The organism is Pseudomonas sp. DR 5-09, from assembly GCF_001655595.1.
Taxonomy (GTDB): domain Bacteria; phylum Pseudomonadota; class Gammaproteobacteria; order Pseudomonadales; family Pseudomonadaceae; genus Aquipseudomonas; species Aquipseudomonas pharyngis.
On sequence record NZ_CP011566.1, the window covers coordinates 2543796 to 2563886 of the forward strand.

Below are 20091 nucleotides of genomic sequence, written 5' to 3' on the forward strand. Positions count from 1 at the left end.
GCCTCAACCTCCCGTGACTGGCGGGAAAAACGCGATCTCGTCGAAATCCTCGATCACCTGATCCGGCTGGCACAGCTCCTGATTCACCGCGCACATCAGGTTGCCGGCGCCAAGCACTTCACGCCATACATCGCCACGCTGCATCAGCATTTGCCGCACGTCTTCGACACAAGCGAGGGTGTCGCTGGCCGGAATCTTTTCACCGCCCAGATTGAGCCGGTCACGGTAGCTGGCGAAGTAGTTGATCAGAATCATTGCGGGTTCTCCCATTGAAAGTGGCCGGAGCGGCCGCCCTGTTTGCTCAGCAGGCGGATGTCGCCGATGACCATCGCCCGGTCCACCGCTTTGCACATGTCGTAGATCGTCAGCGCGGCGACGCTGGCGGCGGTCAGGGCCTCGAGTTCGACGCCGGTCTGGCCGGTGAGGCGGCAGGTGCTGGTGATCTGTACGCGGTCCGGTTCGCAGGCCTTGAGCTCGACGTGGATCGAGCTGAGCAGCAGCGCATGACACAGTGGAATCAACTCATGGGTGCGCTTGGCCGCCTGAATCCCGGCGATCCGCGCCACGGCGAACACATCGCCCTTGGGGTGGCCGTTGGACTGGATCATTTGCAGGGTTTCCGGGCGCATCTGCACCCAGGCTTGCGCGGTGGCTTCGCGGCGGGTGGCGGCTTTGTCGCTGACGTCGACCATGTTGGCGCGGCCCTGATCGTCGAGGTGGGTGAGGGTGTTGCTCATGCGGTGGGCTCCTGGATCGGGCTGTAGATTCGCGGGGCGTTGCGGTGCGGGACGTGGATCAGGTTCAAGCGGTGCTTTAGCGCCCAGCGCACGGTCAGCGCAGTCGGGGCGGACAGGCTCACGAGGGTGCCGAGGCGGGCGCGCACGGCTTTGTGGATCAGTTCGAGGCTGCAACGGCTGGTGACTACGACGAAGCCCTGACGCGCATCGAGACCTTCGAATTGCAAGGCGCCGATCAGCTTGTCGAGGGCGTTGTGGCGGCCGATGTCTTCGCGGCACAACAGCGCTTCGCCGTCGGCGTCGAAGTACAGCGCCGCGTGCAGGGCACCGCTGCTGCGGGCCAGTTGCTGGGCCTGCTCGATGCGCTGGCGGATGCCGTTGAAATGCGCGGCGGGTGGCAACGGTGTCGGGGTCAGGATCTCCAGTTGCGGCAGCGCCTGCTCAAGGGCTTCCACGCCGCAGAGGCCGCAACCGCTGGTGCCCGCCATCTGCCGGCGATGATCCTTCAGGGCCCAGAACGCGCGGCTGGAAATCTGCACGTCGGCCTGGCAGGCCTGGTCGAAATGGGTCAGGCGGATGTCGTGGATATCGTCGAGGCGGTCGACGATGGCATTGCTCAGGCTGAAGCCGCGAATGAAGTCTTCGATGTTGCCTGGCGAGACCATCATCACGGCCTGATTCAAACCGTTGTAGCTGATGGCCAAAGCGATTTCGGCCGCCAGCGCCGCGTGTGACACCGGCGCGTCGTCGAGGTATTCGCGGTAGGCCACTTGCGCCGGTTGTGGCGCGGGGGCGTTGGCGTCGCCCGGTTCGATGAGTTGTTCAACTTGGCACAGCATCCTGAAAATCCCCGAAGCGCTGAAGTGGGTTCAGGCTACGGGGCAGGGAAAAGTGCGTCCAATCGCTTGTTCCGATGCAGTGATTGGCTTGGTCGATGACCGCAGGCGAACGTGAAGACCCTGCACCGAAGTGCAGCGTTTCAGGCAACTTGGGGAGGGTTAAACGGCGGGCGCCTCGATCCCGAACATCTTGCGCGCCTCGGCAAAACACTTCTCGGCAATCGCCGAGCGCGGTTCGGTCTTGCGCATCACCAACCCCAGCGGCGCGAGCACGCTGGCATCCGGCAAATTGATGAAGGCCAGGTGCTCGATCGGTTCTTGCAGCCCGCTGTCCAGCGGCATGATCGAGCAGCAGAAGCCCTGGTGAATCGCCTGCAGCAGTTGATAGGTCGAATCGCTTTCCAGGATCGGCTGCGGATTGAGCCCGCGACTGCGGAAACTCAGGTCGATGGATTTTCGGTAGTGCATGCCGGTGGTGATCATCCCCAGCGGCAGTTCGGCGGCGTCTTCCCAGCTCATTTCCGGGCCTTCGAAATGGAAGTGGCGGGTGTCGTAGAGCAGGCCGACACGGGTTTCGCCAATCTCGAAGAACTCGAAATAGTTCGGGTTGACGTGGTCCAGATAACACACGCCTAGGTCCAGCTGATTGTTGCCCAGGCCCTCGATGATCTCGTCCGAACTCAGCGACGACAGGCTGTATTTCAGCTCCGGATAAGTCCCGGACAAACCCTGGATGTAATTGACCGGATTGAAGTTGCTCAGCGGCACCAGCCCCAGGCGCAGGCTACCCACCAGTTGCCCCCGGCAGGCAGCGGCTTCGGCAAACAACCCGTCGTGGGCCGCCAGCAGCGTGCGGGCCCAGGCCAGTACGCGCTCGCCGGCCTGGGTGAAACCTTCGAAGCGCTGGCCGCGATTGACCAGCACCAGATCCAGCTCGTCTTCCAGATTGCGCAGGCGCATCGACAGGGTCGGCTGGGTGATGTGGCAGCGCGCGGCGGCCTGGCCGAAGTGGCGGGTTTCGTCCAGCGCGATCAGGAACTTGAGTTGTTTGATGTCCACGACGGCACCTGCTCGATAAGGAATTTTGATTGAGTATTGACGCAGATGCGTACAGCGCACGGAAAGCGCAGGGAACGACGATCCCACTGATGGTTTTTTTCGTCCAATCGGCAGTGTCTAAGAGCCTATCGAGGGTTTCGATGACCCCCGGTTTTATTAGGCCGGACAGTGGTCGAGGGGCTGAAGAAAATCACCGATAGAGCAGGTCGATAGTGTGGTTGGCCAGAGTGATTAGACAGTCCTTACAGGCGGCACTTAGGCTCGTCATCCATTGAATTGACGACGGCCGGAGAGTGCCATGAGTGTGAAATCGGATGCCTTGTTCGTTCCCCTGAATATTGCCGTGCTGACGGTCAGCGATACCCGCGATTACGCCAGCGACACCTCCGGCCAGTTGCTGGTCAGCCGCCTGCTGGAGGCCGGCCACACCTTGAGCGAACGCAACCTGCTCAAGGACGACCTGTACAAGATCCGCGCCCAGGTCGCGCAGTGGATCGCCGACGACGGCATTCAAGTGGTGCTGATCACCGGCGGCACCGGGTTCACCGGGCGTGACAGCACACCGGAAGCCGTGGCTTGCCTGCTGGACAAGCAGATCGACGGTTTCGGCGAACTGTTCCGCGCCATCTCGATTCTCGATATCGGCACCTCGACCGTGCAAAGCCGCGCGCTGGCGGGGCTGTCCAACGGCACGCTGGTGTGCTGCCTGCCGGGTTCCACCGGCGCTTGCCGCACTGCGTGGGAAGGCATCCTCGCCGAACAACTGGATAACCGTCACCGCCCGTGCAACTTCGTTCCGCACCTCAAGCCGGTGCAAGCCTGCGGGCCGCGCGGATGAGCAAGCCGGGATTGATGCCGGTCGAGGACGCCCTCGACCAACTGCTGGCGATGGCTGATGAGCAACGCCTGCCGGACAGCGAATCGGTGCCGCTCAATGAAGCGCGCGGGCGCGTGCTGGCCAGCGATCTGGTCGCCACCCTCGACCTGCCGCCGTGGCCGAACAGCGCCATGGACGGTTATGCCTTGAACCTCGCCGATCTGCAACGCCAGCCGTTGAGCGTGTCGCAGCGGGTCTACGCCGGGATGGCGCCGGACGCCTTGCTATCAGGCACCTGCGCACGGATTTTCACCGGTGCGCCGTTGCCCATGGGCGCCAATTGCGTGGAGATGCAGGAAAACGTCGAAGTGCTGGAGGACGGTCGCGTACGTTTCCTGCAACCGCTGAAGGTCGGCCAGAACATCCGTTCCCAGGGCCAGGAAAACCGCGTCGGCGACACCTTGCTGCGCGCCGGCAAACGCCTCGGCCCGTTCGAACTGGCCGTTGCCGCAGGGCAGGGCATGACCCATTTGCCAGTGGTGCGTCGTCCGCGCGTGGCGTTGCTGTCGACCGGGGATGAACTGGTGGAACCGGGCCAGCCCTTGCGTCCCGGTAGCATCTACAACAGCAACCGCACCTTGCTCGACCACTGGTTGCGTGAACTGGGTTGCGAAGTGATCGACGCCGGGATTCTGCCCGATCGTCCGGCGCAGACCCGGCTCAAACTCGAGCAACTGCAAGTGGCAGCCGATCTGATTCTGACCACCGGCGGCGTGTCTGCCGGTGACGCCGACTGCCTCGGTCAGGTGCTGCGTGACAACGGCAAACCGCTGCTGTGGAAACTCGCGATCAAACCCGGCAAACCGCTGACGGTCGGCCATTTCGGCACAGTGCCGGTGATCGGTCTGCCCGGCAATCCGACCTCGGCGCTGGTGACCTTCGGTCTGCTGGCGCGCCCGTATCTGCTGCGCATTCAAGGCGTGGAAGAGGTGATGCCGCTGAGCTTCACGGTCAACGCCGGTTTCGACTGGCCGAAACCCGGCAGCCGTCGCGAATACCTGCGGGTGCGTCTGGAGGGCGGGCAGGCGGCGCCGTATCCGAACCAGAGTTCCGGGGTTCTGCTCGGTACGACTTGGGCCGATGGGTTGGTGGAAATCCCCGAGAACAGCACCTTGCAGATGGGTGATCCGCTGAGTTTCATTCCGTTCGGCGAGCTGTTCTGAGCGCGATCAGAAGCTGTAGACCACTTGTCCGGCCAGCGAGGTCTGCAACCGGCGTTCGACAATCGGGCTGTCGGCCGCTTCGTGGCTCAGGTACTGCACCGCCAGCACGGTCGACACGCTCCATTGTTCATCCAGCGGCAACGACCAGGTCAGATCCGCGCCGCGACTGACCAATCCGGCCCGGGCCTTGTACGCGCGGAACTGACTGCGCGAGGCCTGGGCATCGCTGACGCCGTACCAGGTGCGCATGTAATTGCTGTCGCCGAACTGGCTGTTGAGGCCGCCGGTGACTTTGCCGAAACGTCCTTCGTAGAGCGGCGCGCTGATGCTCAGCTTGAGGCGGTTCCACGATGAGCCGGTGTCATGGTCATCGTCATCCTTTTCCAGCGCATGCTCGAAACTCGCGCCGAGGATGATCGGGCCCATGTGATACGTGCCGTCGAGCCCGATCACCGGGCGAGACTTGATCGAACCCATGCCGTTGAGCTCGTCCGAGCCTTTGAATCCGGTCTTGCGATCCTTGCGCACGTCGCTGGCGCCGACGTAGACGCTGAGGCCGAAATCCTCTTCGTCGAAGCCCCAGCCGAGGCCTCGACTGCTGTCGAGAAACACGCCGTAAGGGCTGACGATTTCGACACCCACCAATGGCGCCACCACCCGCTCATCACTGCCGCTGTAACGCGGCGCACTGGCGGCACCGGCGCGCAGGGTGGCGTGCCAGTCTTCGGCGCGTAGCGAGTCGCCCGGCAGCAGCAGGCAGAGGGAGGTCAGGGACAACGAAAATGTGCGTAACGAAACCGGCATGGGGCACCCGAGGGGAGATTGGATGCGCCCATGCTAGTGAGGGGGCGGCCGGCAATCTTTGGCAGCTTTGTCGGGAAACTGTCAAAGACTGTGAAGGCGGTTATCGGGTCAATTTCAGTCGTTCGTGCCATTGGGCGATGGATTCTTCCGGGTAGACCTCGAATTGCTGGTCCCTGGCGCTCGCCTGCACTTCGACCCACGGGGCTTTCGAGCCGAGCATCAGATGAGTGTGTTCCGGCGGCACCGGCAGCGGTGTGTCGATGGCCGAAGCGAACGGGTGGATCAGCTCCGGCCATTCCGGGCTGAACAGCCACAGGCCGCTGCCGCACTGCGAGCAGAAGTGCCGCTCGGCGCTGCTGCGGTGGGCGCGGGCATCGCCTTCGTCTTTCATTTTCGCGTGGTAGATCGTGATGTGTTTACGCCCGCGCACCTTGAAACTGGCCGCATCGCCGCCGAGGTTGATCGCATAGCCGCCACCGCCCTGGGTCTTGCGGCAGATCGAGCAGTAGCAGCGCTGATAAGGGTAGGGGTGGGTGCTGTCGAGGGTGAATGAAACCGCGCCGCAGTGGCAGGAGCCTTCGAGGTGCATGAGTGGCCTCCGGTGTTTTTGGTCGGTGCGGTTCAGCCTAGAAGAGATGGGGGTGAGTGTGCTGCTCGCGATGAGCGATAACGCGTTCTACGGCTTGGCTACCCGCCACAAATACCATGCCGCCACGGTGCGAAACGGACTCCACGCCAATCCGATGTCAATCATCTGCTTGCGCGTCGGCTGCACCTCCAGCCCCTTTAACCGCCGATACCCCTCGCGAACCCCAAAGTCATCCGCCGGCAGAATATCCGGGCGTTCCAGGCTATAAATCAGCAACATCTCGACCGTCCAGCGCCCAACCCCGCGCAGGCTGACCAGACGCTCGATCAGCGCTTCGTCCTCCATCACCAGCGCGGTCGAGTAATCCGGCACCACACCGTCCAGGGTCGCCTGGGCAATCCCCTGAATCGTCGCAATCTTGCCCGCCGAAAACCCGCAACTGCGCAGTCGGTCGAAGTCCGTCGCCAGAATCTGCTCCGGACGCGGAAACGACTGCCCGGGAAACAACCCCACCAGCCGCCCGACAATTGCATCGCCAGCCCTGGCGTGCAGTTGCTGATAGGCAATCGCCCGCACCAGCGACTCATAAGGATCGCGCGCCGGGTGCGGCTGGTGCAGGCAGGGGCCGACCGCAGCGATGTGGCGCTGCCAGTCGGCGTCGAGGCTGGCCAGAAAATCACTGGCCGGTTGGTAGGAATCGGGCATGAGTTACTTCAGCAGACCGTTGACTTCGCCATAGGTGAAGGCCTTGAGGTCATGGGTGTCGAGCTTGCCGCTGGCGAGAAAACTCTTCACCAGTGAGCCCATTGCGCCGTACATGAACTCGGCGATGCCGGAGCCGGCGCTCAAGCGGCGCACGCCGAGGGTTTGCAGTTCTTCGGGAGAGGGCAGGCAAGCGAAGCCCAGGACGTTGACCGGCAGGGTCGTACCTTTGCAGATCGCTTCGATTTCGTAGGAGGACGTCACCCCGGCAGCGAACAACCCATCGGCCCCGGCTGCCTGATAAAGCGCGGAGCGGTGCAGAGTTTCGGCGACGCGATCCTCGGCAGGCACCAGGCTTTTCAGATAAACGTCGGTGCGGGCATTGATAAACAGCTTCACATTGCGCTTGTCGGCCACTTGTCGCGCGACTTCGATCTTGCGCACCAGCAGTTCCGGCGTGCCGCTGCCGTCTTCGATATTGATCCCGACCGCACCCGCAGCGATCACGGCATCGATCACTTCAGCGACCCGGTCGAGGTCATCGGAATAACCGGCCTCGATGTCCACGCTCAACGGCACTTTGATGACTCGCGCAATCGACTCCACGCTGCTGATCAACCGCTCGAGCGGCAGGGTGTTGCCGTCCGGGTATCCGTGGGCCCGGGCGACCGCGGCGCTGCTGGTGGCGACGGCTTTGCCACCCAGTTGCTCGACCAGTCGCGCGCCTGTGGCGTCGGCGACGTTGGTCAGGATCAGCAGGCCATCGTGGTGCAACTGGTGAAACTGAGTGTCGAGCGCGTTCATCGAGATCCCTTCTTGTCGTTTATTCAGAAAGCCAGTGGTTGCGTCAGCTGCACGGCGGCATTTTCCAGCCTGAGCAAAAACGCCTTGCGCGGTTGTCCACCACCATAGCCGGTCAGCGAGCCGTCCGCACCGATCACCCGATGGCATGGCACCACGATCGACAGCCGATTTTGCCCGTTGGCCAGCCCCACCGCGCGACTGGCGCCGGGTTTGCCCAGCCGTGCGGCGATGGTGCCGTAAGTGCTGGTGTGGCCGTAGGGGATTTGCCGCAGTGCAGCCCAGACCTGGCGGGCAAACTCGCTGCCGGGCAGGTGCAGCGGCACGCTGAATTCGCTCAGTTTGCCGGCGAAATACAGCGCCAGTTCGTTTTCGATCTGCTGCAAATGCGCGTTGTGCCCCGGTGCGACCACGTAGCCGTAGCGGTTTTGCAGTTCCTCGACTTCCCGGGTCAGCGCCGGGCGGTCGAGAAACTCCAGCAGCACCAGTCCACGGCGTTCGGCCATGGCGATCATCGGCCCCAGCGGCGTGGTCAGGCGAGTGAACAGCAGCGGCTCGCTGGCTGCCGCGCGTCCCGGCGTGATGTGGAACGATTTCTGAAACGCATCGCGAAAACCGCTGAGGGATTCATAGCCGGAATCGAACGCGGCGTGGTCGATGGACGTGCCTTGCTTGATCCCGCCCAACGCCATGCCGAGCCGGCGGGTGCGCAGCCACGCGTGGAAGGTCATGCCGAAATGCTGCTTGAACCAGCGCCGCAATTTCAGCGGCTCGATGCCCTCGGCGAGCAATTGCGCATCGCTCCAGCGCAGTTCCGGATCGGCGTCGACGGCTTTGAGCAGCCGCTGCACCCAATCCGGAGCGATGGCGGCAGCATCCAGCGGTTTACAGCGCAAGCAGGCGCGGTAACCGGCGGACAGGCATTCGTCAGCGTGGGCGAAGAACTCGACATTTTCCGGTTTCGGCTTGCGCGCGGTGCAACTGGGGCGGCAAAAGATCCCGGTGGTTTTCACGGCCGTGAAGAACACGCCTTCATAGGCGGTGTCGCGTTCGAGCATGGCGCGAACCATTTCGGCGTGAGGGGGCAGGACAGCGGTCTGTATGTTCATGGGCCGAGGATAAAACCAGTTATTCGATGGCTCCACCGAAAAATCGACAGTGAATTTTCGGGCCGCTGCACTACAGTGATCGGGTCGCTACAACTCGGGAAATGAAGGTATGCCACCGTTCACGATTCAACACATCGATCACATCGTGCTGCGCGTTGCGGATCTGCAACGCAGCATTGATTTCTACGACCGGGTTTTCGGTGCCGAAGTGGTCAAGCGCAATGAAAAGTTCGGTCTGGTGCACCTGCGCGCCGGTACGTCGATGATCGATCTGGTCGACCTCGACGGGGAAATCGGCCGCAAGGGCGGCGCCGCTGCCGGCAGCGAACGGCGCAACGTCGATCACTTCTGCCTGCGCATCGAGCCGTTCGATGAAGCGGCGCTGGTCAGTCATTTGCAAGCCTGCGGCCTGACCGTCGAAAAAGCCGCCACCCGTTTTGGCGCCGAGGGCTACGGCCTGTCGCTGTACTGCTTCGATCCGGACGGCAATCAGGTCGAACTCAAAGGCCCTTCCGAAGCTTAGGCGCGCTTGGCCATTAACAATACCGAAGCCGCCGCCGACAGCAGCCCGGCGCAGCAACGGTTGAAGATCCGTTTGCCGCGCGGCTCGGCGAACCAGCGGCGCATGTGCAGGCCCATGTAGGCGTAAGCGCTGATGGCGATCCATTCCAGCAGCAGGAACAGCACGCCCAGCAGCATGAACTGCGGGGTGATGGCGCGGGTCGGGTCGACGAATTGCGGCAGAAAAGCAGTGAATATAAGAATTGCCTTGGGATTGCCTGCCGCCACTAAAAACTCCTGACGCGCCAGGGCCAGAAGCCCGTTTGCCGGCGCAGTAACCGCGTCTTCGGCGGCAGGATTGGCCCGCCACAGCTGCCAAGCCAGATACAGCAGATACCCCGCGCCGACAATCTTGATTCCATAGAACAACAGTTCCGACGTTTGCAGCACCACCGCCAGCCCCGCCGCCGCGAGGGCGATCATCCCGGCGAACGCCAGTAACCGCCCGATCCCGGCCACGCAGGCGCGACGATAGCCGTAGCGGGTGGCATTGCTGACCGACAGCAGGTTGTTCGGCCCCGGCGCCATGTTCAGGGCAAAACAGGCGGGCAGGAACAGGGAGAGGGTGGCAAGATCCATGGTGCGGGCTCCGGTGACGGGAGCGGTATTTTTATCACGCGGGCGTGGGGGCCTGAACCGTACAGTCAGGCGGCAGAGTCGCAGTACAGCGATGGACGGGCGTCAATCCGTTCGAACTTTCTGCGCTCTCGTCAACTCTGAAACCGTCACAGGGTGATGAATCCGCCAGAAAAAAATCATCTGGCGGGTCAGAAAGGCCAATTGCCGTGTAAGCTTTCGCGCCATGCTTCTCCATTCCCCCATGGCCCCAGGCGGCCCACTGTACGAGCGACTACATGCAAGCAAAGGCCCGCGAGGTTCATGTACCACCGGTGTTGCAGGATCTGCGCGCCGGCACGGCCGAACTGCACATTGCTCTGGAAAAACGCCTTCCTTTCTTCTCCGATACCCTTGATCTTCAGGCTTTCGAGCGACTGATGCGCGCCTATTACGGCTTCTATCAGCCACTGGAAAGCGTATTGCAGGACAGCGGCGAGATCCCCGCCGATTTCGATCTGGTTTCGCGCCTCAAGACCCCGACCCTGCAACGCGATCTGCAGGCGCTGGGCGCAAGCGGCGGAGAGTTTTCGCTCTGCCGCCAGTTGCCCGCCATCGACTCCGCCGCCGCCTGCCTTGGCGTGCTGTACGTGCTGGAAGGCGCAACCCTTGGCGGACAGATCCTGCGCCGGGAGATCGCCACGCGGTTGAATCTCGGCGCGGACAACGGCGCAGCGTTTCTGGACATCTACGGCGCTGCCACCGGCCGGCGCTGGCGCGATTTCATCGAATACCTGGGCAGTCGCCCGATGGACGCCGACGAGCGTGAAGTCGTCGTGGCGGCCGCCCACACTACATTCAGCTGTTTCGAGCAGTGGCTCGAAAGCCAGGAGGTTCTGGTATGAACCCGCAAGACAAAGAAGCTTTTGAAGAGTTGCTGGCCAACTGTGCCGACGAGCCGATCCGCTTTCCCGGCGCAATCCAGCCGCACGGTTTGCTGCTGACCCTGAGCGAGCCGGACCTTTCGATCATTCAGATCAGCGCCAACGTCGAGACCCTGCTCGCACGCCCGGCGCAAGAGCTGATCGGCCAGCCCCTGCAAAGCCTGATCGGCGATGCCCATGCCGCACAGGTTCGCCAGGCCTTGCAGCAACCGGCCCTGTCCGATGCGCCGCCGCTGCACTTTCGCCTCAACGGCACCGCGTTCGAAGGCTTGGTGCACCGGCATCAGGATGTGCTGATTCTGGAGCTGGAAATCCACGTCGAAAACTTCCAGCCGCGCAACGTCGCCGGCACCGAAACCCATCTGGGGCGGATGCTCGCGCGCCTGCAAAAGGCCCAGAGCCTGCAGGTGCTGTACGACATCAGCGTCAAGGAAATCCAGGCCATGACCGGTTACGACCGGGTGCTGATCTATCGCTTCGAAGAAGAGGGCCACGGTCAGGTCATCGCCGAAGCGTCCGATCCGTCGATGGAAGTCTTTAACGGTCTGTTTTTCCCGGCCTCCGACATCCCCGAGCAGGCCCGGGAGCTGTACCGCACCAACTGGCTACGGATCATCCCGAATGCCGACTACCAACCGGTGCCGCTGGTGCCCAAGTTGCGCCCGGACACCCAGACCCCGCTGGACCTGAGCTTTGCGACACTGCGCAGCGTGTCGCCGATCCACTGCCAGTACATGAAAAACATGGGTGTGCTGTCCTCGATGAGCATTTCCCTGCTCAAGGGCGACAAGCTCTGGGGCCTGATCAGTTGCGGCAATCGCCAGCCGCTGCATGTACCGCATGAATTGCGTACCGCGTGCCAGACCATCGGCCAGGTGCTGTCGTTGCAGATCAGCGCGATGGAAGCGCTGGAAGTCAGCCGTCAACGGGAAGAAAAAGTCGAAGCGTTGGCGTTGCTTAATCAGGCGATGATCGATTCGCCACAGAACGTATTCGATGGTTTGGCCAACCAGCCACAAGTCCTGATGGCGCTGGCCAATGCCGGCGGCATCGCGATTATCGAAGACAAGCAATTGCACCGTTACGGCAACTGCCCGGAGCCGGAAGAGATTCGCGCCCTGCACAAATGGTTGCAGGAGCGTGGCGAGCCGGTGTTTGCCAGTCATCACCTGGCCAGCGTCTATCCGCCGGCCGCGCACTATCAGCAGGTCGCCAGCGGTGTGCTCGCCATGAGCCTGCCCAAACCGGTGGACAACGGCGTGCTGTGGTTCCGGCCCGAAGTCAAAGAGAACATCAACTGGAGTGGTGATCCGCGCAAGCCGCTGGACCTGGAAAACTCTGACGCCGGCCTTCGTCTGCGGCCGCGTACTTCGTTCGAAATCTGGAAGGTCGAGATGGCCGGGATTTCCACCAAGTGGAGTCACGGCGATCTGTTCGCCGCCAACGACTTGCGTCGCTCGGCGCTGGAAAATGATCTGGCCCGTCAGGTGCGCCGCGAGCAGGAAGCGGTGCGTGCCCGTGATGAGCTGGTGGCGGTGGTGTCCCACGACCTGCGCAACCCGATGACCGTGATCTCGATGCTGTGCGGCATGATGCAGAAGGCTTTCAGCTCCGACGGGCCGCACACCTCGCGGCGCATCTCCACCGCCATCGACACCATGCAACAAGCCGCCGGACGCATGAACACGCTGCTGGAAGACTTGCTCGACACCTCGAAAATCGACGCCGGCCGCTACACCATCGCGCCGCAGAAACTCGATGTCGCGCAGATGTTCGAAGAGGCGCAATCGCTGCTCGCGCCGCTGGCGCTGGACAAGGACATCAGCATCTCGTTCGAGGCCGATCCCGACCTGAGCATCCATGCCGACCCCGAGCGGTTGTTTCAGGTGCTGTCGAATCTGGTCGGCAACGCGATCAAGTTCACTCCGCGCCTGGGCACGGTCGACGTGTATGCCAAATCGGTCGGTGATGACATCGTCTTCACGGTGCGCGACAGCGGCGAAGGCATTCCCAAGGATCACTTGCCGCACGTATTCGACCGTTACTGGACGGTGAAGGAAGGCAATCCGACCGGCACTGGGCTGGGTCTGTACATCACGCAGGGCATCGTCGAGGCCCATGGCGGGCAGATCGTTGCCGAGAGTGAGCCGGGGCAGGGCAGCGAATTCCGCTTCACCGTGCCACGTCTGGACTGAAACGCGGATCAGCGCTCGGGTGGCTGCAACATGGCCACCCACTCGGCGGCGAATCGATGGCAGTCGCCGGGCCAGCGCGCCGTCAGCAGTTGGCCGTCGCGCACCACAAATCCTGATTGCAGTTTCTGTGCACAATCGCGCTTGGCGATCAGCGGCCCGCGTTTGAAGTCGGCTTTGCTGGCCAGCGCGGTTTTCACTTCCGCCTCGACGGTCTGCTTGTAGGTGCGGTAGTAGCGCCCCAGCCAGGCAGCCGTCATCAGCCACGCCGGCAACTCCATGGTTGCCGCGAGCAATGCCGTCACTTTGCGCCCGAACAACACCGACCGCCCGGTATCGGGGTCGAGCGTCCGGGCCAGCAACAGCACGCCGTGGCACACCGCCGCCACGGGTTTTTCGGCCTTGAAAAATTGCAGGGCGATCTGCTGAGCCTGCGTCGATTCCAGCAGCGTGCGCATCCCTTTGGCGTGGCCGCCGGGAATCAGCAGGCCCTCAAATTGGCTCGTATCGACATCGGCATACGCCAGCGGCTGCTTGAACGCTTCGGACTCGATCATCTGCGTGTAACTGTCCAGATCGGCCTTGCGCGTCATCAGCATCGGGCTCAACAGGCCGAAGCCGATATTCACCAACCGTGGATCGGCGTGGGCAGGCAAGCCTTGCGGCGTGGCAAAACGTACTTCGATGCCCGCATTGCGCATCGCCTGCCACGGCACGCTGCTTTCGGTCGGGTCGTAATCGGCAGAGGGCAACAGAATCAGAATCATCGCGGGCAGACTTCCTTGTCAAAGTGGTCGCATAGCCAGAGCGTAGTGGTTCTGCGCGTGCGGGGGTAATTTCCTTCAATACCGCCTGCTGTGCGTCGGCTACCGTGAGCGCCTTGTTCCTCGATTTGAAGCAGGTGTGCGATGAGTCTGATTGTATCGATGGCGGCGTTTGCCCTGGCCGCGTCCATTACTCCGGGGCCGGTGAACATCGTGGCATTGAGTTCGGGGGCGCAATTCGGTTTCCGCGCCAGCCAACGGCATGTGGCCGGGGCGACGCTGGGGTTTGTGTTGCTGCTGGTGTTGATGGGGCTGGGATTGCATGAAGTGCTGGAACTGTGGCCGTCGTTGACCCGCGTGGTGCAACTGGCCGGGGTGGCGTTTCTGCTGTTCATGGCCTGGAAACTGGCCACCGATGACGGCCAGTTGAGTGCAGGCGAATCGAAACGTGCGCCATCAATGCTCTATGGCGCAGTGATGCAATGGCTCAACCCCAAGGCCTGGCTGGCCTGCGTGGCGGGGATGGGCGCGTTTGTCGCTGACGGCGAAGCGCGGCTGGTGTGGCAGTTTGCGGCGGTGTATCTGGTGATCTGTTATCTGTCGGTGGGGTGTTGGGCATATGCCGGGACTTTCTTGCGCGGTTATCTAGGGAATCCGGCGGGGATGCGCTTGTTCAACCGGGTGATGGCATCGCTGCTGGCGGTGAGTGCGATTTACCTGCTGGCGCCTCAAGCCCCGTGGGAATCACTCCCACGGGTATTTGCAGGTTGAATCAGTTCAGTCCGCTCAGGGCGTCTTCAGCCGCTTTACCTAAAGGATGAAAGCGATTTTTGCGCAGCTCCGCAATCGCATACACCGCTCGCGCCGTGCGCCCGTTGCCATCGACAAAGCTGTGATAACCGAGCATCGCTCCCAGCATCTGCCTGGAAAAATGTTCACCCGCAGGATCCAGAGCCTTGGCGTGTTGTTCCAGCAACGCTGCGCCTGAAACATTGGAAGGATAGCGTGCCTCCCCTGTTGGACTGCGCAAGCCGCCGGCATCCTTGGGAGCAATGCGTTTGTGCAGCTCGGCGTATACCGCCGGATCGTTCAGTGGCTTGTTGTTACGGCTGAATTCGAGCAGAAGGTCCTTCACACGATCGACGTCGTTACGAGAACTGGATGCGTGAACAATCCAGGCCGCGGCGCGATCTGTGTTATCGGTCAGTCCAGCGGGATTGAACTTCAGTTCATCCAGTAGGCTGTCGAATGGCGCCTTGCCCAAATCCGTGGTCAGCAGTGTGCGCTGGTGGTTGTGCATGAACTGCAGGTTTTTGTATTCAATGGTCAACGTCGTTTCGAACAACTCGGGCAGTGTCTTGTGATTGCTGAACTGGTGGAGATTAGCCAGCGTATATTTTTTCGCCTGTTGCCTGATCAGACTTTCGACCACTTGTGGATCCAGCACTTTCTTCAACGACTGGGCCGCGTCGGACTGGCGCGCAATGTCGCCCAATGTCTTTTCCAACAGGTGCGCGAGCTCCGACTCGGGAATCTTGCTCAATCGTTTTGCGTCGTTTGCATGCAGTTTCTGCAGAACCTGATGCGCATCCTCTATGAGATCATTTTTGAACAGTGCTCGAGCGTGAGCGACGGTATCCAGCGACGTTCGAAGTTGGGTAGCCGAGCCGGTGTGCTCAATGGCTTTGATCAGGTCGTAGCTGTTGGCACCGGTCAGAAACCTGAGTTGCTGCTTGGCTTGATGTGCCAGTGAGAGCGTATGGCCGCTCAGTTTCGTCAGCCCTCGTCCGATCAGTTTGCCACCCGCCTTGAGCAGTTGCGGCAAACCCGATAACGGATTGAACAGGCTGAGGGCCGTCTTTGCCAGAACCCGCGAAGCGGACAGCAGTTTGCCGGCGATGGCCGCAGCTTTGCTGGCGGCGGCAGCGATCGCCACAGGCGCAGTGAAAACGGTCATCGCCAGTACGGCGGCATCGACAATGCAGTCGAAAATTGCACCATTCTGTTTTTTTGGATCCCCTGAGCTCAGTCCTTCCACGCAGCCCTTGAAGGGAATGATCAGGTTGAGAATCACGTTGAAGATGGCATCGGTCTTTTCAATCGCCTTTTCCCGTACGGTTTGATTGAGACCCAGTTGGTGAATTTCGCTTTCGGTGATGTAAGGGTTCTTTTCGGCGATCAGGCGCGCAAGCGCCACAATGCGTTCAGAGCTGAAAGAGGGAATCGGATCGTAGTCATCGGTGTAGACACTGGCAGCAGCAAGCACACCGATCTTGCGTACGTTGATTCTCCTTTTAAGGCCGACCGAGGGGGCTACGTTCGTTAAGTAGGCCTTCAGATCGACAGGAACTTTTGTCATTTCTCGTTGATCGGCGAATCGGCTGTCGAGATTGAAGAAACCGCCGGAAACCAGCGGTGAAAAGAAACTTGTCAAATCCGGGTTGTAGCGACACTCCATGCGCAATGGAAACAACTCAAAGCATTTGATGGTGTGGTTGTGATGTGCGCACAAAATGACGCCGTAACGCCCAATTTCGCCAGGGGTGTAGGTGGCAGGTCTGACACCACCGCGTCCGTTGGTTCTTGCGGGTATGTAGTTGATTTTCTGAACGCAGTAAACGCCAATTGCAGCTTGTTTGAAAAATTCCGAATCCTGTAGAAACACATTGGAAATGGCGATCTGGGCGTTGCGTCTCAGGCCTTCGACAATGGCATTGAAGCTGCGGGATGTTTCTGTTTCATAAAGTTCGGCGACGGGAAACAGAAAGGGCAGGGACGGAAACGATTTGTAGATACTGGTGCCTTTGATTCGGTCCCAATCTTGAGTGTGAAGCTCATCTCCCATGTAAAGATCCAGCACCGATACTTTCCTGCCGGCACCACCGCCACTGCCGCGATGTTTCACCAGCAGTTCATTGGGGTCGCAATGTCGTTCCTGTGACTTCAATTCTTGCAGAGCCAGTTGTCTACGGTCGGGCAATGGCCTGGAAAATCGTTCGGCAGCTTCCAGCATCATGTCGACGTACTGATCGTATTCGCGTATGGCGTGCTCGATCTCTTTTGCGCTGACGTTGCCTTGCGCATCCCGCTTGATAAGTTCGTTCATCCAGGCCCAGGTCACCACCGGATCCACCGAGCCTTCGGCCTGCAAAGCCGCCAGTGGCGCGAGTGATTTCGTCGACTGGCTGAATCCCATCAGATGCTGATAGGTCAATTGGCGGCTGACACCGGGTGTCAGAGTTTCCACCAGATGCACAGCTTGCGTAGCGATCACCCAGGCCGGAGTTCCCATCTGCAGGCTGGACGGCCAGTCGGTAAAAAGATATTCCGGCGCCATGCCCGCCAGGATCATTTGCGATACCAGCGGGGCGAGCGCAGGCGCGACGTGCAGGTTCTTGATCAGATGCGCTTCCAGTTCCGTTCGAACCTGGGTCGGATGCTGTTTGAAGTAACGTTTGGAATACAGATCGAAACCGGCGAAGTGGGTATTGGTGCTATCGAGCGTCGGGTCGAGGTCGAACAGTATCGCGGCAACCATCAGTTGCTCTGAGAGTTCAGTCGACTGTTTTGTTACGGTCTCTTCAGTATCCCAACCGAGCCTGGAAAGGTACCGCTGGCCATGCCGGGAAGCTGCATTTTCGAGTAATTGTTGCAGGCGATAGTTGCTGCTTGTTGTCGCGCCATTGCCCGGCGTGCTGTCAATCAGCAAGTGTTCGCCCAGGCTATTTACGAGGGTTCCAACATTCAGAGTGTCACTCTGTATCAGATCAAGAATGATTGCCCGGTTGTCTCCTTCAAGCTGGTATGGCGAGTCCTCGGGAGCGTCCAGTAATGTCCAGTAGTTTCCATGTTTCGGAGGGGCGGGTAATGTCGAAAAATTCAACAGATCAAGCAAGTTGCGAGTGTCCTGTTCGTTATCCGGGACTTGCAATCCGTTGTAACGCAACCATTGACCGACGGTAACTTCATCTCCCGTAAGGATCCAGCCACCGCTTGCTGCGGCGACCTTGGCCAGAAGTTTGAGGTTGCCATCGAAGTCCCCCAGACCTGTGACATCAATGGTGATTTCTTTTGGAGAAACAAACGTGGTAGCGGGCCGGTCGTTACCGGAGACCAGGTTTCGGTAACTGAAATAGAGTCGCCCATTCTCATCCAGAAGAAAAATTGCGTTGTCCGGAATGCTGCGTCGAGCGCGGACAAACAGAAAATCGTCGTGGCGCAGAAGTATGGATAACGAAAGTTTTCCGCTGCGATGAGTTTGGTCAAGCGCGCTGTCTTCCACGCAGGGGACAAGAATTTCGTTCCAGGCCCAGGCGAGACGTTCAATAGCGTATTTGTCGTCGATAAAGTTTGTAATTATCCGGCTTACTGTCTTTTTCTGAAGTGTGTTAGTGGAGTCGTAAGCGTAGTTGTCTGTTGGCTTCATGATTTGGAATCCATTCTCTAACGGCGAAATAAATAGAATTATTCGTCGCTTGTTGAGTGTCGTGTTTATGAAGTGGCGAGTTTTTAGAGTAAGTAGTTAAGGGAAAAGTTTGCGTGGATTAATGTTCAAGGTGTTTCTTTACGGTGGCGGGAACGAGGGGAGAGGCTGTTTTTAAAGGTCTGGAGCGCTGTTAGCGATAAATATGTATATCTTTCCGGGTATGTAGATTTATGAGCGTGATTGGATAAAGTCAGTTGGTCGCTTTAAATACATACTTGAAGTGGCCTGAAAAACGGTGGGGGGAGCAATCGGCTGTGGTGCAACACCGGGGTTGCAGGGGGCGGTTTAAAGGTATTTAAGAATGCTTCCGGCAAGCCGCGACACCGCGCGCCATTATTACGCGATCGCCAGAATCCGCCGGCTTGTGCGCCTTGGGGGCGGGTTCTATGTTTGCCGGTCTGCAAACCCGCGTACAGCTGCCATCTCCCTTGGTTTCGCAGCGTTTGCGCGTCGAGCGTCGAACCGTCCGCGTGGGAACGATCCGATAAATGGCCATGCGGGCCGTTTTTGCGTTAACCCCGATACTGCCCCGGCGTAGCCGCCAAATGCTGTTTAAACGCCCGCTGAAAATGCGCTTGATCGGCAAACCCCGCCTCTAGCGCCACATCCGCAATCAACTGCCCGCGCCGCAGACGCTCGCGGGCGAACTGGATGCGCTGGTTGACCAAAAACGCATGGGGCGTCATGCCGAAGTGCTGTTTGAAAGCACGGATCAGGTACGACGGTGACAGTTCGGCAGCCGCGCAAATATCGTCGAGGCTGAGCAGCACGGTGCAGTGCTGGCGGATAAAGTCGGCGGCGCGTTCGAGTTTGAAGTTCGGTTCGCGCAACGGAGTTTCAATCGGGTTCAGGCGCAGTTGCAGGTCGCTGAAAAACTCCACCGCGGCACTCTGTTTACGCAGCACGTCTTGCTGCTCGTCGACCAGCACGCCGTACAACGCATTCAAGTCGTGAAACAGGCGGGCGTCATTCAAATGGGTATCGGCAAACCGCCGAAACTCAAGTTCCGCACTGAACCCCAGCTGATGCTGCAGATCCGTCAGCCACGGCGTTTCCACATACAACATCAAATACGACCACGGCTGGTCATCGATCGGGTTACACGCGTGCACGTCCCCCGGATTCATCAGCACCACGGTGCCGGCCGCCACTTCGAACGAGGATTGCTCATGCACATAGGTGCTGCGCCCGGCGGTGATCGCGCCGATGGAAAAGTGCGCGTGGGAGTGTCGTGAATAGCAGACCTCACGCCCGTCGGCGATCGCCCGCGCTTCGATGAAGGGCAGGGCGTCGTCGCGCCAGAAGCGCGGGGCTTGTTCGGAGTTTTTGGCGGCAGCGTGTTTCATTGTTGGGGTTCTCGGCAGGCCAGTGCCCGAGTGTATTAGCTCTGGCCGGCGAAGGCTCGCTCGAGTTCGGCGATGTCGAGTTTTTTCATCCCGAACATGGCCTGCATCGCCCGTTGGGCCTTGGTCTGGTCGGGGTCGGTCATCATGTGCATGAACGCCACCGGGACGATCTGCCACGACACGCCGAACTGGTCCTTGAGCCAGCCGCATTGCTGCGCTTGCACCGGCCCGCCGGCGCTGAGGTTGCCCCAGAAATGGTCGACTTCCTCCTGGTTCTGGCAATTGACCTGAAACGAAATCGCCTCGTTGAACGTGAACACCGGGCCGCCGTTGAGCCCGGTGAAGGTCTGGCCGTCGAGTTCGAAACTGACGGTCATCACCGAGCCTTCCGGGCGGCCGTGGAATTCCTGGCCGACCTTGCTGTAGTGGGTGAGGGCGGTGATTTTCGAGTGGTCGAAGATCGAGCAGTAGAACTTCGCCGCCGCTTCGGCCTGATCGTCGAACCACAGGCACGGCGTCAGCTTTTGAAAGCGTTGCATGGCAGTCATCCTCGGCAGGTTGGA

20 protein-coding genes are annotated in these 20091 nt (G+C 60.4%); 6 read left to right on the forward strand and 14 right to left on the reverse strand.

What is annotated here, in order from left to right; genetic code table 11:
* Window positions 1–3: 3 nt before the first annotated feature.
* The 4 genes from PDR5_RS11415 to PDR5_RS11430 form a co-directional block, all read right to left on the reverse strand.
* On the reverse strand, window positions 4–255 hold the full coding sequence (locus tag PDR5_RS11415) for a MoaD/ThiS family protein (RefSeq protein ID WP_064595439.1): 252 nt from the start codon (window positions 253–255) through the stop codon (window positions 4–6).
* Window positions 252–737, reverse strand: a complete 486-nt coding sequence (moaC, locus tag PDR5_RS11420) for a cyclic pyranopterin monophosphate synthase MoaC (protein ID WP_039770876.1) — start codon at window positions 735–737, stop codon at window positions 252–254. The genes PDR5_RS11415 and moaC overlap by 4 nt, the downstream gene beginning before the upstream one ends.
* Window positions 734–1576, reverse strand: coding sequence for a formate dehydrogenase accessory sulfurtransferase FdhD (gene fdhD, locus PDR5_RS11425; protein ID WP_007957029.1), 843 nt, complete (start codon window positions 1574–1576; stop codon window positions 734–736). Before fdhD ends, moaC begins: the two co-directional genes overlap by 4 nt.
* Before the next feature lie 159 nt (window positions 1577–1735).
* Window positions 1736–2635, reverse strand: a complete 900-nt coding sequence (locus PDR5_RS11430) for a LysR family transcriptional regulator (protein WP_064595441.1) — start codon at window positions 2633–2635, stop codon at window positions 1736–1738.
* A 298-nt stretch (window positions 2636–2933) separates the two neighbouring features.
* Between PDR5_RS11430 and moaB the strand changes: the two genes are divergently transcribed.
* Both moaB and PDR5_RS11440 read left to right on the forward strand, forming a co-directional pair.
* Window positions 2934–3473 (forward strand): molybdenum cofactor biosynthesis protein B, encoded by a 540-nt coding sequence (moaB, locus tag PDR5_RS11435; RefSeq protein ID WP_039770868.1) that lies wholly within the window; start codon window positions 2934–2936, stop codon window positions 3471–3473.
* Window positions 3470–4675: a molybdopterin molybdotransferase MoeA gene (locus tag PDR5_RS11440; protein WP_064595444.1), complete on the forward strand. Its 1206-nt coding sequence runs from the start codon at window positions 3470–3472 to the stop codon at window positions 4673–4675. The genes moaB and PDR5_RS11440 overlap by 4 nt, the downstream gene beginning before the upstream one ends.
* Before the next feature lie 6 nt (window positions 4676–4681).
* On the opposite strand, the gene PDR5_RS11445 is transcribed toward PDR5_RS11440, so the two are convergent.
* From PDR5_RS11445 to PDR5_RS11465, 5 genes are all read right to left on the reverse strand, one after another.
* The gene (locus tag PDR5_RS11445; RefSeq protein ID WP_082934391.1) at window positions 4682–5479 is read right to left on the reverse strand and encodes a MipA/OmpV family protein; all 798 of its coding nucleotides are present in this window, start codon (window positions 5477–5479) and stop codon (window positions 4682–4684) included.
* A 100-nt stretch (window positions 5480–5579) separates the two neighbouring features.
* Window positions 5580–6068 (reverse strand): GFA family protein, encoded by a 489-nt coding sequence (locus PDR5_RS11450; RefSeq protein WP_064595448.1) that lies wholly within the window; start codon window positions 6066–6068, stop codon window positions 5580–5582.
* Between the two features lie 87 nt (window positions 6069–6155).
* A complete protein-coding gene (locus PDR5_RS11455) occupies window positions 6156–6773 on the reverse strand; it encodes a DNA-3-methyladenine glycosylase family protein (RefSeq protein WP_064595450.1) in 618 nt (205 codons plus the stop codon).
* A gap of 3 nt (window positions 6774–6776) precedes the next feature.
* On the reverse strand, window positions 6777–7574 hold the full coding sequence (locus tag PDR5_RS11460) for an isocitrate lyase/PEP mutase family protein (protein WP_064595452.1): 798 nt from the start codon (window positions 7572–7574) through the stop codon (window positions 6777–6779).
* Window positions 7575–7597: 23 nt separating this feature from the next.
* Complete coding sequence (locus tag PDR5_RS11465) at window positions 7598–8680, reverse strand: bifunctional transcriptional activator/DNA repair enzyme AdaA (RefSeq protein WP_064595455.1); 1083 nt, start codon at window positions 8678–8680, stop codon at window positions 7598–7600.
* Between the two features lie 109 nt (window positions 8681–8789).
* On the opposite strand from PDR5_RS11465, the gene PDR5_RS11470 reads away from it, so the two are divergent.
* Window positions 8790–9203, forward strand: a complete 414-nt coding sequence (locus tag PDR5_RS11470) for a VOC family protein (RefSeq protein WP_039770856.1) — start codon at window positions 8790–8792, stop codon at window positions 9201–9203.
* Here PDR5_RS11470 and PDR5_RS11475 read toward each other — a convergent pair.
* On the reverse strand, window positions 9200–9820 hold the full coding sequence (locus tag PDR5_RS11475; protein WP_064595457.1) for a LysE family translocator: 621 nt from the start codon (window positions 9818–9820) through the stop codon (window positions 9200–9202). The two genes, PDR5_RS11470 and PDR5_RS11475, sit on opposite strands and share 4 nt — an antisense overlap.
* A 275-nt stretch (window positions 9821–10095) precedes the next feature.
* On the opposite strand from PDR5_RS11475, the gene PDR5_RS11480 reads away from it, so the two are divergent.
* On the forward strand, window positions 10096–10701 hold the full coding sequence (locus PDR5_RS11480; protein WP_064595459.1) for a biliverdin-producing heme oxygenase: 606 nt from the start codon (window positions 10096–10098) through the stop codon (window positions 10699–10701).
* The gene (locus PDR5_RS11485; protein ID WP_064595460.1) at window positions 10698–12935 is read left to right on the forward strand and encodes an ATP-binding protein; all 2238 of its coding nucleotides are present in this window, start codon (window positions 10698–10700) and stop codon (window positions 12933–12935) included. The genes PDR5_RS11480 and PDR5_RS11485 overlap by 4 nt, the downstream gene beginning before the upstream one ends.
* 8 nt (window positions 12936–12943) lie before the next feature.
* Here PDR5_RS11485 and PDR5_RS11490 read toward each other — a convergent pair whose 3' ends face one another.
* Window positions 12944–13699, reverse strand: a complete 756-nt coding sequence (locus PDR5_RS11490; protein WP_064595461.1) for a type 1 glutamine amidotransferase domain-containing protein — start codon at window positions 13697–13699, stop codon at window positions 12944–12946.
* A gap of 141 nt (window positions 13700–13840) precedes the next feature.
* Between PDR5_RS11490 and PDR5_RS11495 the strand changes: the two genes are divergently transcribed.
* Window positions 13841–14467 carry a LysE family translocator gene (locus PDR5_RS11495; RefSeq protein ID WP_064595463.1) on the forward strand — a complete coding sequence of 209 codons (627 nt, stop codon included), beginning with the start codon at window positions 13841–13843 and terminating at the stop codon, window positions 14465–14467.
* A gap of 1 nt (window position 14468) precedes the next feature.
* Here PDR5_RS11495 and PDR5_RS11500 read toward each other — a convergent pair whose 3' ends face one another.
* The 3 genes from PDR5_RS11500 to PDR5_RS11510 all read right to left on the reverse strand — a co-directional run bounded on the left by PDR5_RS11500 (window position 14469) and on the right by PDR5_RS11510 (window position 20067).
* Complete coding sequence (locus PDR5_RS11500) at window positions 14469–18122, reverse strand: hypothetical protein (RefSeq protein ID WP_064595467.1); 3654 nt, start codon at window positions 18120–18122, stop codon at window positions 14469–14471.
* Window positions 18123–18694: 572 nt separating this feature from the next.
* Window positions 18695–19528 carry an AraC family transcriptional regulator gene (locus PDR5_RS11505; RefSeq protein WP_064595469.1) on the reverse strand — a complete coding sequence of 278 codons (834 nt, stop codon included), beginning with the start codon at window positions 19526–19528 and terminating at the stop codon, window positions 18695–18697.
* A 35-nt stretch (window positions 19529–19563) separates the two neighbouring features.
* Complete coding sequence (locus PDR5_RS11510) at window positions 19564–20067, reverse strand: VOC family protein (protein WP_064595471.1); 504 nt, start codon at window positions 20065–20067, stop codon at window positions 19564–19566.
* Window positions 20068–20091 lie beyond the last annotated feature (24 nt).